The organism is Chryseobacterium sp. Mn2064 (assembly GCF_049319685.1).
In the GTDB taxonomy this organism is placed as follows: Bacteria; Bacteroidota; Bacteroidia; order Flavobacteriales; family Weeksellaceae; genus Chryseobacterium.
Map to the genome: position 1 here is coordinate 1,347,544 of NZ_JBMOUE010000001.1, position 14,262 is coordinate 1,361,805.

The 14,262-nt window shown below is 34.1% G+C and carries 18 protein-coding genes; 9 read left to right on the top strand and 9 right to left on the bottom strand.

The window, feature by feature from the left end; genetic code table 11:
- Nucleotides 1-476: 476 nt before the first annotated feature.
- The 6 genes from ACL9RH_RS05905 to ACL9RH_RS05930 all read left to right on the top strand — a co-directional run bounded on the left by ACL9RH_RS05905 (nucleotide 477) and on the right by ACL9RH_RS05930 (nucleotide 4,219).
- The gene (locus tag ACL9RH_RS05905) at nucleotides 477-1,253 is read left to right on the top strand and encodes an O-methyltransferase (RefSeq protein ID WP_422692414.1); all 777 of its coding nucleotides are present in this window, start codon (nucleotides 477-479) and stop codon (nucleotides 1,251-1,253) included.
- A gap of 245 nt (nucleotides 1,254-1,498) precedes the next feature.
- Complete coding sequence (locus tag ACL9RH_RS05910; protein ID WP_422692415.1) at nucleotides 1,499-1,831, top strand: ArsR/SmtB family transcription factor; 333 nt, start codon at nucleotides 1,499-1,501, stop codon at nucleotides 1,829-1,831.
- Nucleotides 1,832-1,920: 89 nt separating this feature from the next.
- Complete coding sequence (locus tag ACL9RH_RS05915) at nucleotides 1,921-2,379, top strand: SRPBCC family protein (RefSeq protein ID WP_422692416.1); 459 nt, start codon at nucleotides 1,921-1,923, stop codon at nucleotides 2,377-2,379.
- A 167-nt stretch (nucleotides 2,380-2,546) separates the two neighbouring features.
- Nucleotides 2,547-3,125 (top strand): YdeI/OmpD-associated family protein, encoded by a 579-nt coding sequence (locus tag ACL9RH_RS05920; protein WP_422692417.1) that lies wholly within the window; start codon nucleotides 2,547-2,549, stop codon nucleotides 3,123-3,125.
- 17 nt (nucleotides 3,126-3,142) lie between these two features.
- A complete protein-coding gene (locus tag ACL9RH_RS05925) occupies nucleotides 3,143-3,541 on the top strand; it encodes a DoxX family protein (protein WP_422692418.1) in 399 nt (132 codons plus the stop codon).
- Between the two features lie 123 nt (nucleotides 3,542-3,664).
- Nucleotides 3,665-4,219: a DUF4256 domain-containing protein gene (locus ACL9RH_RS05930; RefSeq protein ID WP_422692419.1), complete on the top strand. Its 555-nt coding sequence runs from the start codon at nucleotides 3,665-3,667 to the stop codon at nucleotides 4,217-4,219.
- Nucleotides 4,220-4,420: 201 nt separating this feature from the next.
- Here ACL9RH_RS05930 and ACL9RH_RS05935 read toward each other — a convergent pair whose 3' ends face one another.
- A complete protein-coding gene (locus ACL9RH_RS05935; protein ID WP_422692420.1) occupies nucleotides 4,421-4,786 on the bottom strand; it encodes a MerR family transcriptional regulator in 366 nt (121 codons plus the stop codon).
- Between the two features lie 122 nt (nucleotides 4,787-4,908).
- Here ACL9RH_RS05935 and ACL9RH_RS05940 point away from each other — a divergent pair, with 122 nt between their 5' ends.
- A complete protein-coding gene (locus tag ACL9RH_RS05940) occupies nucleotides 4,909-5,790 on the top strand; it encodes an alpha/beta fold hydrolase (protein WP_422692421.1) in 882 nt (293 codons plus the stop codon).
- A gap of 256 nt (nucleotides 5,791-6,046) precedes the next feature.
- On the opposite strand, the gene ACL9RH_RS05945 is transcribed toward ACL9RH_RS05940, so the two are convergent.
- Nucleotides 6,047-7,000: an alpha/beta hydrolase gene (locus ACL9RH_RS05945; protein ID WP_422692422.1), complete on the bottom strand. Its 954-nt coding sequence runs from the start codon at nucleotides 6,998-7,000 to the stop codon at nucleotides 6,047-6,049.
- A 104-nt stretch (nucleotides 7,001-7,104) separates the two neighbouring features.
- Between ACL9RH_RS05945 and ACL9RH_RS05950 the strand changes: the two genes are divergently transcribed.
- Entirely contained in the window at nucleotides 7,105-7,992 is an 888-nt protein-coding gene (locus tag ACL9RH_RS05950; protein WP_422692423.1) for a LysR family transcriptional regulator, read from the top strand.
- Nucleotides 7,993-8,026: 34 nt separating this feature from the next.
- Here ACL9RH_RS05950 and ACL9RH_RS05955 read toward each other — a convergent pair whose 3' ends face one another.
- The 7 genes from ACL9RH_RS05955 to ACL9RH_RS05985 form a co-directional block, all read right to left on the bottom strand.
- Entirely contained in the window at nucleotides 8,027-8,485 is a 459-nt protein-coding gene (locus tag ACL9RH_RS05955) for a DinB family protein (protein ID WP_422692424.1), read from the bottom strand.
- A gap of 77 nt (nucleotides 8,486-8,562) precedes the next feature.
- The gene (locus ACL9RH_RS05960; RefSeq protein WP_422692425.1) at nucleotides 8,563-9,489 is read right to left on the bottom strand and encodes an AraC family transcriptional regulator; all 927 of its coding nucleotides are present in this window, start codon (nucleotides 9,487-9,489) and stop codon (nucleotides 8,563-8,565) included.
- A gap of 126 nt (nucleotides 9,490-9,615) precedes the next feature.
- On the bottom strand, nucleotides 9,616-9,912 hold the full coding sequence (locus ACL9RH_RS05965) for a Dabb family protein (RefSeq protein WP_422692426.1): 297 nt from the start codon (nucleotides 9,910-9,912) through the stop codon (nucleotides 9,616-9,618).
- Between the two features lie 92 nt (nucleotides 9,913-10,004).
- Nucleotides 10,005-10,856 carry an oxidoreductase gene (locus ACL9RH_RS05970; protein ID WP_422692427.1) on the bottom strand — a complete coding sequence of 284 codons (852 nt, stop codon included), beginning with the start codon at nucleotides 10,854-10,856 and terminating at the stop codon, nucleotides 10,005-10,007.
- A 12-nt stretch (nucleotides 10,857-10,868) separates the two neighbouring features.
- Nucleotides 10,869-11,354 carry a nuclear transport factor 2 family protein gene (locus ACL9RH_RS05975; protein WP_422692428.1) on the bottom strand — a complete coding sequence of 162 codons (486 nt, stop codon included), beginning with the start codon at nucleotides 11,352-11,354 and terminating at the stop codon, nucleotides 10,869-10,871.
- Nucleotides 11,355-11,431: 77 nt separating this feature from the next.
- Nucleotides 11,432-12,277, bottom strand: coding sequence for an oxidoreductase (locus ACL9RH_RS05980; RefSeq protein ID WP_422692429.1), 846 nt, complete (start codon nucleotides 12,275-12,277; stop codon nucleotides 11,432-11,434).
- A gap of 403 nt (nucleotides 12,278-12,680) precedes the next feature.
- Nucleotides 12,681-13,481: an HAD family hydrolase gene (locus ACL9RH_RS05985; protein WP_422692430.1), complete on the bottom strand. Its 801-nt coding sequence runs from the start codon at nucleotides 13,479-13,481 to the stop codon at nucleotides 12,681-12,683.
- 259 nt (nucleotides 13,482-13,740) lie between these two features.
- Here ACL9RH_RS05985 and ACL9RH_RS05990 point away from each other — a divergent pair, with 259 nt between their 5' ends.
- A complete protein-coding gene (locus ACL9RH_RS05990) occupies nucleotides 13,741-14,241 on the top strand; it encodes a hypothetical protein (protein ID WP_422692431.1) in 501 nt (166 codons plus the stop codon).
- The last annotated feature ends 21 nt before the right edge of the window (nucleotides 14,242-14,262 follow it).

Here is a 14,262-nt window from a genome sequence, read left to right on the forward strand (position 1 = left end):
CAAAAATGTCTGTCCAGAAAAATACGGAGTACATTCATAAAAACGGAGATACTTTTATGCTTTTTCATGAGGAGAGAGATTAATCTTTTTTATTAACACACTAAAAAGTGTGTTGTTTTATGATGGCAAATGTATAAAATAATTATATACTAAAAAAGATAAATTAGCTGAATTTTAATACCACCTTACTATAATAGAATTTTCATGATAATATATGCTTCGGCGGCCAAAGGCCGCCGAAACTATTCATACAACTTAATCGGGCAACTTTACTTGCTTACACCTTAGCTTCTTACCATAAAACTCATCATCAAATAAAATTTTGCCTTTATAAATAAAGATTTCTCGTTAATCATTATCAATTCACATTTATTAAAAAATGTTAAACAGATTCCCTTTTAAAATTAATATTATATAAACATAATATAGGTTTTAATAAAATACATTTGTCTTGTAACTTCAATACAATCAATAACATGTCAACAGTTCTCAAAACATTTGTAGCTTATCTTAAAAGACCTGCTCTTTATCCTGAACTGGGCAGAAAAATCATTAAAAATACGGTAAGCAGAAGAAGTCCTTTCAAGGGAAAAGTAAAAACAAATTCCTGGGCTGCATCTATAGCAATGTCTCAAAAAGAAGCCGTTTCAAGACTTTTCGATATGGACATCGATCATTTTAGAAATATATATGCTGATATTCTGGAAACAGCTAATGTAAAAGAAAAAGAATGTCCTATTACAATGGGCGGTGCTGGGGCCTTGGAACTTATTTATTATGCATGTGAATTCACGAAAGCACAGAACGTTCTTGAAACCGGAGTGGCGTATGGATGGTCTTCTTTAGCAATACTACTTTCACTTCAAAAAAGAGACGGCACTCTGTATAGCTCAGATATGCCTTATCTTGCTCAGGACGGGGATCATTATGTAGGATATATTGTTCCTGAAAACCTGAAAAAAGGCTGGAGGCTATTCCGTTTTGCAGACAGGGAATCTTTGCCAAAAATCTTTAAAGAAGTTTCCACTTTTGATGTTTTCCATTATGATTCCGACAAAAGTTACCATGGAAGGATGTGGGCTTATCATCAGATTTATAAAAGATTGAAACCCGGTGCTGTTTTTATCAGTGATGATATTGGAGACAATTCTGCCTATCAGGATTTTTGTACTAAAAGAAATATTAACACTTCAGTGGTTGAATATAACGGAAAATATATAGGAGTATTTATAAAACAAATAACTTTTGGCTGATCAGTTAGATATTATCTGCAGCGAAGAATCATCCTCTTAATCAGAAAAGATTAAAAAATTATACAGCGCATTTGAATCGCTACAATAGTTTTACAAAAGCTATATTTATAGAATAATATGGAGATCATTAAGGTCTCCATTTTTCTTTTAAAGAATAGACTTTTAATAACTTACAATCGATTTTATTTAAAAATATTTGCGTAGTTAAATAACTACATGTATATTTGTAGTCAAATAACTACATAATGAATTTAAGAAGAGATGTATTTCAGGCAATAGCAGATCCTACCAGAAGATCTATACTGATGTTAGTGGCAGCACAATCTATGACGGCAGGAGCTATTGCCTCCAATTTTGATACAGCGAGACCTACCGTTTCAAAGCATCTCCAGATTCTTACAGAATGTGAACTTCTTAGGTCAGAGCAAAACGGCAGAGAAATTATCTATCACCTCAATCCCAATAAAATGAAAGAAATAGCAGACTTTATAGAGCCCTTCCGTAAAATGTGGGATGAAAAATTCAACAAACTGGAAAGTGTAATGAAGGCATATCAGAACTTAAAAAATGAGGAATAAGAAAAATGATAGATAGATAGATAGATAGATAGATAGACATCAAATAGTATTAATATTCGAAAACCCTCAAACCCAAGAAAACTCAAAATATGGAACTTAAAACAAAAATCCACGCAGAGGATGACAAACAGGAAATCGTCATTATCAGAGAATTTGATCTCCCTGTGGAACTCCTTTTCAAAGCCTATACAGAAGCAGAACTATTCGAGCAATGGATGGGAACAAAAGTGACAAAATTTGAAAACAAACCGCATGGAAGTTACCGTTTCGAAACCTCTAATCCTCAGGGAAATGTGATGTTCAGCGCTAATGGAACTATTCATGACATTGTTCACAATGAGAGAATTATAAGAACTTTTCAAATGGAAAACACGCCTTTTCCGGCTCAGATTGAGTTTTTAGAGTTTGAAAAACTAACAGATTCTACCAGCAAAATTACCATTCAAACCATTTATAAGTCAGTAGACTATAGAGACCAACATCTGAAAATGCCATTCGCACAGGGTATTAATATGGCTCATAACCGTTTACAGGAGATGTTTAAGTAAAATGAATTTAGAGATATAGATAATAGACGAAAACATGATAGACAATGAATTCCAAAATGTCAATAGTAATTGTACATTGTAAATAAATAATTAATGATCAATGAAAGCATAATACGATCACTCTCCCACTCTAATAATCTAATACTATCAAACACAAAAACCAAAAAATGAATCCAAAAGTTAATTTTTTCTTCGAGAAAGCCACCCAATGGCAAGAAGAATTTGAAAAATTAAGAACCATTGCTTTAAGCACCGAACTGACAGAAGATTTAAAATGGGGCTGCCCATGCTATACCTATGAAGGGAAAAATATCTTTCTGATTCACGGTTTTAAAGAATACTGTGCTCTTTTATTCTTTAAAGGTGCGTTGATGAAAGATCCTGATCATATTCTGATTCAGCAGTCGAAAAACGTACAGGCAGCAAGACAGGTCCGTTTCAAAGAGGTAGAGCAAATCAATGATCTGGAAGAGATCCTGAAGGCTTATATGTTTGAAGCCGTTGAAATTGAGGAATCAGGAATTAAAGTAGAAATGAAGAAAACAAAAGAGTTTGAAATGGCTGAAGAATTTCAACAACAACTAGATCAAAACCCAGCTTTACAAGAAGCTTTCAAAGCATTAACACCAGGGAGGCAAAGAGCCTATCTACTCTACTTTTCTTCTGCAAAACAGTCCAAAACCCGTGAAGCCCGCATTGAAAAGTGTATTCCACAAATCATGGACGGAATAGGACTCAACGATTAATTCTAAAAAAACATATCATGAACACACCCAATCTTTCAACAAAAAGAACAAAGATCATTTATTGGATATTTACCCTCTGGATGGCTTTGGGAATGGTTTCTACAGCCATAGTACAACTTATGAAAAGCAAAGATGAACTGACCAATTTTACAGGGCTTGGATACCCTTCTTATCTGATGACGATCATCGGAATATGGAAAATTCTGGGCGTTATTGCTATTCTTATTCCTAAACGTCTACTATTAAAAGAATGGGCTTATGCAGGATTTTTCTTTGTTATGTCAGGAGCTGTAATTTCCCATCTGATCGTTGGTGATGAAGCAGGAAGAACCTTTCCGGCAGTATTATTATTCGTGCTGGTAATTATTTCTTGGTATTTCAGACCTGCAGACAGAAAAATTGCTATTATTGATTAATAATTTTAAAGATAAACTGTCAGAAATTTTATCAGAGATAAAATTCTTGCGCATTAAACAAATCCTCATTAGCAAAACTTGAATCTTTGCGATTTCCAATAATACAACACAACAAAATTTGATATGAAAAAGAAACTGACACCAGAACAAACCAACAAACTTTTAAAAACACTAAAAGCCCGTTTCGAAAAAAATACGAACCGTCATAAAGACATTATATGGGACAAAATTCAACAAAAACTGGAAGCCAATCCTGAAAAATTATGGTCTCTCAACAAAATGGAAGAAACGGAAGGCGAACCGGATGTAATAGACTATAATAAAGAAACAGATGAATATTCCTTTGTAGACTGCTCTCTAGAAAGCCCAAAACGCCGAAGCCTATGCTATGATTATCTAGCCTGGAATTCCAGAAAAGCCAACAAACCGGAAAGTAACGTTATAGATACTGCTACCGAGATGGGCATTGAATTACTTAATGAAGATCTATATCGCCAACTTCAGAAGCTCGGACAATTTGATTTGAAAACATCAAGCTGGATACAAACTCCGAATTCCATTAGAGAACTTGGTGGCGCTATTTTTTGCGACAGACGTTATGATACCGTTTTCACTTACCACAATGGTGCTGATTCTTATTATGCTGCAAGAGGTTTTAGAGGAATTTTGAAAGTATGAGACAATATTAGGATTTAAGAGCTGAAAACCTACTGTCCCATTCATTACAGTGAAAGAAAGATCAAAATTAATTAGACATCTATGTATGTTTAGAAATTTCCAAAGTAAATCAAAACATTTAAAGCTTCTATTTTGGGGATTCTACAATCAATGATTTTAATTCAAATTATTATCTCTTTATATCCTATTTTCAATATAAATCTATTCTTTTCTATTCTCAATATTGAACTTACACAACGAAATCTGCTTTTTCATGGCTGTCAGCTCTTTTATTTTTTGATTTATTTGTAGTAATTTAAGATCAAGAACTTCTATTTGTGCTTTTTTGGAAAGATCTTTTTTATACCAAACATCAATAACCTCTTTTATTTCGGATAAGGTAAATCCTACAGCTTTTGCCATTTGGATAAATCTTAGTTTTTCGATGACCTCATCTCCGTAATATACATAATTGTTGGTTTTTACTTCTTCTTTTTTAGTACCGCTAAAAAGTCCGCTTTTTTCATAAAAACGTATCGTAGCAATGGGTATTTCGGTTTCTTTGGAAAGTTGACTTATAAGTTTCATTTCAATTAAAATAAAAAAACATAAAGTATGAAGTATACTACATACTTGTAGGTTGTAAAAATACTATATAAATTTACAACTCACAACATATAAAGTATATCATATTCAAAAATAGAAATTACATGGAACTACAATATTCTGACGTAGAGTTGATTAAAAAAATCCCAAATTTTAGTAATCATTTTGCTGTTGTCAATGATACAACACTCCATTATGTTAGCGGTGGTCATGGCGAACCACTTTTATTAATCCCTGGTTATCCGGAAACTTGGTGGGCATATCACAAAGTAATGCCCATACTTGCTGAGAAATACCATGTAATTGTTGTCGAAATGCGTGGTATGGGAAGTTCTGACAAACCCGAGTCAGGATATGATAAGAAAAATATGGCTAAAGATATTCATGAACTTATTAAAATCCTAAATTTTGAAACAGTTAATATCGCTGGACATGATATTGGAGCTCATGTTGCTTTTAGTTTTGCCAGTAATTATCCCGATTTCATTAGTAAGTTAATTTTGCTAGACACACCTCATCCAGATGCTGGAATGTATAAACTGCCTATGTTGCCTATACCTGGAAGCCATTATACCTATCCGTGGTGGCTTGCATTCAACCAAGTAAAAGACCTGCCAGAACAACTACTGGATGGGAGAATGTCGATTATTATTTCATGGTTATTCGATCATTTGATAGTTGACAAAAAAGCTATCACTGATTTTGACAAGGCCATATACACCCAAGCCTACGACAGCAAAGAGGCCATCCGAGCATCCAACTCGTGGTATCAGGCTTTTCCTCAAGATATCTCTGATTACAGCACTTATAATAAGATTGAAATTCCCGTTTTGGGAATTGGCGGAAGTGGATACAACTTACTCGAAAATGTCTTGCCACAAATAGCGAACAACCTGCAACTTCAAAAAATTAATGATTGTGGCCATTTTTTACTTGCCGAGAAACCCAATGAAACAGCTGATTTTATTATTAAGTTTATAGGATAAAAAATCTCAACGTTGTATTAAATTTACTTTTAAAACAAAGTTTATCGAGAAGGAAAAAGTATTGGATAAAACTAACAAAGTTACTAAACCTTACAAAAAATTAATTATTATCTTATAAAACTATAAACAATCCAATAGCCCTGATTATTTTCAAAAAGTACTATTGGATTGTATTTCAAAAACACATCTTTAAAAAGCTTTATGAGTGAATTGTAAATCTCATTTTTATAGCTTACCAGGAAGGTTTTATAAAAAATTACTCCATATGATCGGTAATAAATCTGACAACATTTCTTATGGTCTGATCACTTTCCTTAAGATTCGGTCCATATTGTGGCCATACATGAAATAACCCGGGCCAAACTTCAAGATTAACCCGCACACGGTTTTCAGCCAGATGCCTTGCAAGATCTATAGCATCATTTAACATCACTTCATTCTCTCCTATTAATATCAGTGTAGGAGATAGATTTCGGACATCTGCATACACTGGTGAAGCATCAGCATCAGAAGGATGAATCCCATTCAAAAAAGTAGCTGCCATTGCATCCAATATTTCTTTGGTCACAACCGGATCAAGTCTGTTGCGATTATACATCGATCGACCGTTGTTTTCCAGATTGGCCCAAGGAGAAAGAGCTATAGCCGCTATCGGTAGTTTGATTCCTTTATTTCTTGCTTTCACCATTGTTGTGATGACAATTGCACCACCTGCGGAATCACCTGCAATTGTCAATTTATCGGTATTGCAGCCACTTTTCACCAACCATTGATAAGCTTCAAATACATCTTGCAGAGGAGTCGGATAAGGAAATTCCGGAGCTAACCGATAATCGGGAATATAGATTTTAGCGTTCAGCTGAAGTGCAAATTTTGCAGCAAGATTTACATACATCATGGCACTGCCACTTACATAACCACCTCCATGGATATAAAACATGGTAGTATCGACTTGCTGTTTTTTAGGTGTAACCAAAACTGCTGGTACATTTCCCATTTTTATTTTGTCGATATTTACATCTTCTGGCAAAGGATAGGCGCTTTCAAATACACTGTTGTAGTTCAATTGTGCATTTTCCCATGTGGTGTCGGGATCATTCTCCAATGCTTTAATGAGCAGTCCAGCGGCTTTTGGTAAAAGTGATTTGATATCGCCGGATTGTAGAGCGATATCATTTTGTGGTTTCAAACCATAATTCTCTGTATTCATAATCTTTTTTTGTCATTAAACATTGTACAAAGATGAATGTAGTTGAATGATAAAAAAAATAATATAATTTATATATAACCATAAACTAATTTATAGATTTGTCTATGGTTAATTTAGAATGGTACCGTACCTTTAAAACAGTATATGAAACAGGCTCTTTGACTGCAGCTTCAAAATTATTATTTATTTCTCAACCTAATGTCAGCCAACACATTGCTGCATTGGAAGCTCATATCGGTAAAGCTTTATTTGAAAGAAGGCATAAAGTTATTCCAACTGATTATGCAGAAATTATCTACAGACAAATCGTGGATCCAATCTATAAATTGGAAGAAGTAGAAAGTGTTTTTAAAAAAATGTGCCTTACTAAATCAAAGCCAACTATAAATATTGGTATAGAAAAAGAATATTTGTACTTATTTGGAAGCAGCCAACTCAGTTCTTTACCCGCTATCTTTATTGTCACTGTAGAAGATACGGTAAACCTTAGGGAAAAACTCGCGAATGGATCCATTGATTTTCTGATCAGTTCAATAGACGATAAACTGCCAAAATTTAAAAGTCAAATTCTGTTTGAAGATTATTACAATATCGTAGCTTCTGAAAAAGTGGATAGCCATACAATTAATAAACTGATCAAAAATAATGACCTTGAAGAGATTGAAAAATGGTTAGTACAGCAAAATTGGATCAGTACAAGTTCCGAAATGCCTGAAGCCCGTTTGTTTTGGCAAAAAAATTTCAGAAAGATTCCCGTTATCATTCCATACTTCATTATACCTGATCAACACGGCCTTTTAGAAATCGTGAGCCAAAGCGATAGTATTGCGATTATGCCCAATCATCTCCTTCAAAATGCATTTCTACGTGAGAAATTACAAGTGATATGGTCTGGAAATACAAAAGTTAAAAAGGTAATTTCAATGCAATATAATCCTTTGAAAATACCATCCAATATTTTATCTATAATGGAAACTCTATTGGAATTGTAGACCTGACAAAAAAAATGCGTCCTTCTTCTATGCTTTATTTTATTAGCTTTCTTATCCCCATCATATATCCTAAGTGCAATCCTTCGTGAAAATTGTTCCACTCAAATGCATCATGGATAGAAGTCAGGTGAAAGCCCGTCCCCGTAGTTCGTTCATGATAACCAAGGAATATATTATTTTTTAAGTCCTTCATCGTAGGTTCAATCTGTGAAATGAGCAGTTCCCGTAGCAAATTTGCTTCTTCTTGTGTTACTGATGAAGTTGGCCTTGTTCCGGATTGATATTTTTGAAACAGCTCATCGGAGATATGCCCTTGTAAACCTGAACCTAAATAAATTAATTTATGATGAGTCGCTATAATGTGCCCAATATTCCAGATCAGATTATTGTTAAAACCAGAAGGAATAATATTGAGTTGATCCAATGAATGTTTTTCAAAGAAAGCCAGGTAAGCCTTTCTGCTTGTTTTCCATGCCTTAAAGAGTGAATCCATATATTTAAACTTATTGCTTACAAAGCTAAAAAATATATTGAAGAAGCCTTTACAAAATTAATAAAGAAGAATAAACATTAGAATTTCTTCCTATACTCTTTTCTAAACTCATTGGGAGTCACTCCCGTATTCTTTTTGAAAAATTGGGTAAAATTGGGTTGGTCGGCAAATCCAACGGCGAATCCTATTTCCTGCAAAGGCCAGTCAGTTTGTACTAGTAATGCTTTGCTTTCATCCAAAACTCGACTTCGAATATGAGTACTCACATTCTGTCCGGTATGTTTTTTCAGTAAGGCGTTTAAATAATTGGGGTGTACAGCAAGTTCTGCGGCAAATTCCTTAGCAGACTTTATTCTTAAAGGTTTACTATAATTGATATGGGCTGCTTCCTGCTCCAATAACTGGAAAAAATGATAGATGTGTCTTAATTCTTCGGTAATAGCAGTCGGTTTTGGATAATTAGCTGCTTTCATAGTTTCTACTATCATTAACTGAATATATGCTTGTAAACTATCCTCAAAATAATCACCACCATGTAAAGCCTCCTGCTGCATTTTTATAAAAAGTTCGTCAATAGCAGCAGTGGTCTGATTATTTAAGCGTACTACACTTTTCCCAGAATTGCTAAACACGGGATATCTTTCTATAATAGCCCGCAGCGAAGGAAATTGATCAATATATCTTTTTTTAAAAAGACAATAAAATCCAGCGGAATGATCGGACAAATTTTTCCATGAAATAATTTCATTAGGATGGATAAATAATAAAGTTGGATCCTCTATATAGTAGGTATTTGCTCCGATGGTAAAAACACCAGTTCCTTTTGTAATAAAAAGTATTTTATAGAAATCCCGGCGGTTAGGAGAAAGATAATTTTTGCAGGCAAATTCTTCTCTGTTAAAAACTCTTATATTCCATTCCTCATAATAATCTCTGGTTACAGGAATAAGATCAGGAACATCACGAAGTTGGTCAATGATACGTAAATCTAAAGTCTGTGCCATATTTTCTTATTCTATAAATTTAAATATTCTTTATAAGGAGGTAATTTCATGAAAATCAAAGAAATTTATTATGAAATAGCAACTGTTATATTTAACGAAAAATATAACAGTTTTAAATACCTAAAGCTAAATAGAATCGTAAATAACAACTTCATCAAATAAAATACGGAATTGATCCAAAAATGCAAGATGTAAAGGGTGAATCTGATAAGAATCCAGACCATCAATATCATCAAAAACTACATTCAGGGAAAAAGTATACGAGCTGTCTACAACATCACGATCAGTGGGCACAGGAGTACCAACATGGAAATGACGTATGGTTTCGATATCTTTAAGAGATTCAAGCCCTTTTCTAAAAGCCGCTTTTTGATCTTGTGTGTTATCTTCCTTCAACCAGAATAAAACATGGTGATTTAACATATATATATTGTTTTAAAAATTAAAATTTGCTCTGAATTATGATTAATAAAGAGAATAATGGCTCGCATCATCTCTTTATTGCAAGTTACAACTTATTCTTCAGGAAAGTCAGCCCCAAGAGTAACCTTTTTCCATGCTTCAAAATCAGCTGTAAGCAGGTCAATTTTTCCCTTCGCAAGATCATAAGCTGCCTTACCTAAAAGTAATCTCAATGGTGGGTTTTCAGATTCAACAGCTTTAATAATTGCTAAAGCACCTCTTACAGGATCGCCTTTTTGCTTACCGTTATAGCCCGCAGTTGCTTTCATTCGTTCACCAACCGTAGATTCATAATCTGCAATCTGTAAAGGTGTTTGAAGTGATGAACGCCCGGCCCAATCAGTTCTGAAAGGCCCTGGTTCCACCAAAGTCACTTTAATGCCTAATGGAGCTGTTTCCAGAGAAAGCCCTTCCGACATTCCTTCAACAGCATACTTAGTTGCATGGTAAAATGCTAATGCCGGAAAGGAACGTAGGCCTCCTATAGAAGAAAAATTCACAATATGTCCGCTTTTTCTTGAACGCATTCCGGGTAATACAGCCTGCGTAATCTGTATTAATCCAAAAATATTAGTTTCAAACTGAGCACGAATTTTATCTTCTTCTCCTTCTTCGAAACTACTGAAATAACCGAAACCTGCGTTATTAACCAAAACATCGATTCTTCCAAAAACTTCTTCCGTTTTTGATACAGCTGCCTGTACTTGTTCTTTATTCGTTACATCAAGAGCCAATATTAAGCTATTATCTTGATAGCCTTTTGCCAGATCCTGGATTTTGTCTGTATTTCTAGCCGTAATAACCACATTATAGCCTTTTGCTAAAAGTTGTTTTACCAATTCACGTCCAAAACCAGTAGAACATCCTGTTACCAACCAAACTGGTTTTTCTGATTGTGTTGCCATTATATTATTTTTTTATTTATTTTTAGGAAGTAACATTGTTTTAGCAAATTTTTGATTATCCAGAAATGCTGTAACCTTTATTATCTTGCCATTCTCAAATTTCATAAACCACGCATACTCCCCATTATAAGACTCTCCCGCATTAGTTATTGCATCGCTTTTCCACCATACAATCACCATATCTCCATCTGCATAAATTCCTTTAACATTAGGGGTTATCCTTTTGGAAAGCCGCTCATTCAATGGATTTAATACTTCATTAATCAGTTGCTTTTTACTGGTATAGGTTTTTGATTGTTTGGAAGAGCCTGTAATGGTCCACTCAACATCATCTGCCAGTAAATCAAAGGGAGAACCAGTTTTGCTAACCCAGTTTTCAAAACTTTCCCTGACAAGTTCTTTATTCGTGCTAACTGTTTTGCTACTCTGTGCCTTTATTGTGCCAGTAGTTCCCATTACCAAAAATAATAACAGACCGTATGAAATTATTCTTTTCATGTTTTTTCCGATATTATAGTTTAAAATAAGTCAGTTTTAATCTTCACATCCATAAGCACTCCATTTACGGTTAATGGCTAATGGATATCATCATGATCTGTACTGGTTGTCACATCCAGCCATTCTTCTATATCTAATTCAAAAGAGGCTGTTTTCAAACGGTAAGCTTTTAAAGTGTCATTACCTAAAGGAAGATGTACGGGTGGGTGCTCTGTATGGCCAACTTTTACAATAGCCAGGGCTAGTTTTTCAGGATCTCCGGGTTGTTTGTAACTTACTTTGGGAGCAAATTCACGCATGTGACCAGATGTTTCTGCGTAGTCTTCAATAATGTGCTTGGCAGTTGTTAAAGATGAACCGTCAAGAAAATTGGTACGGAAATAGCCAGGCTCAACGGCTGTTGCATAAATCCCCAATGGAGCCAATTCTTTTGCAAGAGCTTCTGTTAAACCTTCTACGGCAAACTTGGTAGAACAATATAATCCCCATCCTGCGGACCCGGACAAACCACCAACAGATGATAAATTGATGATATGTCCACTTCTCTGTGCGCGGAAATTTGGCAGCACAGCTCTTAAAACATTCAATAAACCAAATACATTGGTTTCATACATATGACGGATTTCACTATCACTGCCTTCCTCAACAGCTCCCAATAATCCAAAACCCGCATTATTAACGAGAATATCAATCTTTTCAAAATGATGGAGTGCTTCATCTATAGCAGCATTCACAGATTGTTGATTGGTAACATCCATTTCTACCACCAACAGTTTATCATTTTCAAATTGTGCAGAGAACTGTTCTTTGTCTTTACGCACGGTAGCAACTACCCTATCTCCATTGGCTAATGCTGCTTTGGTGATCTCTAATCCGAAACCTCTTGAAGCTCCCGTAATGAACCATGTTTTATTTGTCATCATAATACATAAATTTTATTGTTAATTTCTTATTACAAATGTCAAACAATAACCAAAAAAACGGGATATGCCATTCAAATTAGTTTTTATGAATTTCAAAGATATTCATGGAAAAATATCTCAGTAATTTTGCTTCGTTTTTAGAAGGTACGTTAATTTAAAAATTATAACAAAAAGATTAACAGAAACATACGTGAAGACTAAAGAAAATAAGCAATCATTATTCGGTTTATTAAACTGTAAAATTATCAAGAAGAATAAAGAACTTGCACTTGAATAAATTGGATTGCAAAGCATTTTCGAGACCTTCAGAGTAAATATGATCTCTTTTCAACAAAAAAATGAACCGTATAGGGTCCATCTTTTTACTCATATATATTTGTACTATTTTTTTTGCAAAGGGTTATCAGTTCAAGTGAAGATAATCCTTAATTGTTTTAAGAACTCCAAAGCTGTCATTGGTAGAGGTTTCAAAATTAGCGACCTGCTTTACATTAGGATGTGCATTTTTCATAGCATAAGAATATTTGGCATTCTTCAGCATTTCTATATCATTCATATAATCGCCAAAAGCCATCGTATTTTCAGGAGAAATTCCCAAAGATGTCTGAAGAATTTTCAGTGCATTCCCTTTATTGATATTCTTATTCATAACATCAAGCCAGTACTCACCGGAAACAACGACTTCCAATCCTAATTCTTCAAATCTTTTAAGAGGTGAATACAGATGTTTTTCAGAACCTTCAGAATGATAAACAGCTATTTTAAAGGCTGTATCATCAATTTTCTCAGTAAGGTCCTCTTTTTTCATGTTTTTAGTATAGTATTTTGAGAAAAAATCTATAAACTGCTGGTCATCGGTTTCATAGTAGGCCATTTTTTTTGCTGACAATACAGCTTTAGCGCCTGGTATTTCACGTACCGCCTGAACAATTTCAACAATATATTGGTATTGCAGTACATCAGTAAAAAGCTCCTGATCTTTATAAATCACATAGCCTCCATTTTCAGCAATAAAACCCATTTCACTTTCTATTTCTCCAAAATAATGGGTGATGCCCGGCATTTGTCTTCCGCTGGCAGGTACAAATAGGATATTTCTTTTTTTTAATTCTTTGTAAACCTCTGAAAATTCAGGGCTCATTTCATGACTGGAGTTAAGAAATGTTCCATCCATGTCCGTCACAATTAATTTAATCTCTTCCATAATTTATTAAGAAATGTAATATTCCGTAGCTAACAGCAACACAATTTATTTATTCTACCAAAGATATTGATTTTAATTTCAGTTGAGACTTCTTTAAGCAGCTTTTCGGTACAGCATTACAATTTACTATTTCGCTAAAAATCCTTTATTTATGCGATTTATTAACCATTTTTACATTTTTCTAAGAGTTCAATACTTTCATATACAAATACTATTATTACTTTAGCAGATTATAAATTCGATTTTAACAATTAAGGATATGAAAAAATTAATCTTATTGGGTGCTGTTTCGGCTTTTCTCATCAATTGTAATAAGAAAACTGAAGCTCCGGCTCCCAAAGTGGAAGCAGATACTGTTGCCGTGGCAGAACCAGTTATTGATACATTGGGACCTAAATCATTCTGTTATGTAGGAGTTACCGGAAAAGACAGCGTTTTTGCTTCTATCGATGATAATCTGGGTACCATTACCGGAAAATTATCATATAAAAACAGTGAAAAAGACAGTTCAAAAGGAGATGTAACAGGTTTCAAATCAGGGGATACTCTAAAGCTTACCTATGAATTCAATTCTGAAGGAAAGAAAAGCAAGACGGACATTTATTTCCTTCAAAAAGATAATGTTTTAATGGAAGGAATTGGAAATCATAAAGAAGAAGACGGCCAGACAAAATATGCTGATGAGAAGAAGATCAGTTATAAAGATGGACAAAAGTTAAATCCTGCAGATTGTAAAATCGTAGCTAAAGCCGTAAAATAAACGTTTTTCAAAAAATTACAA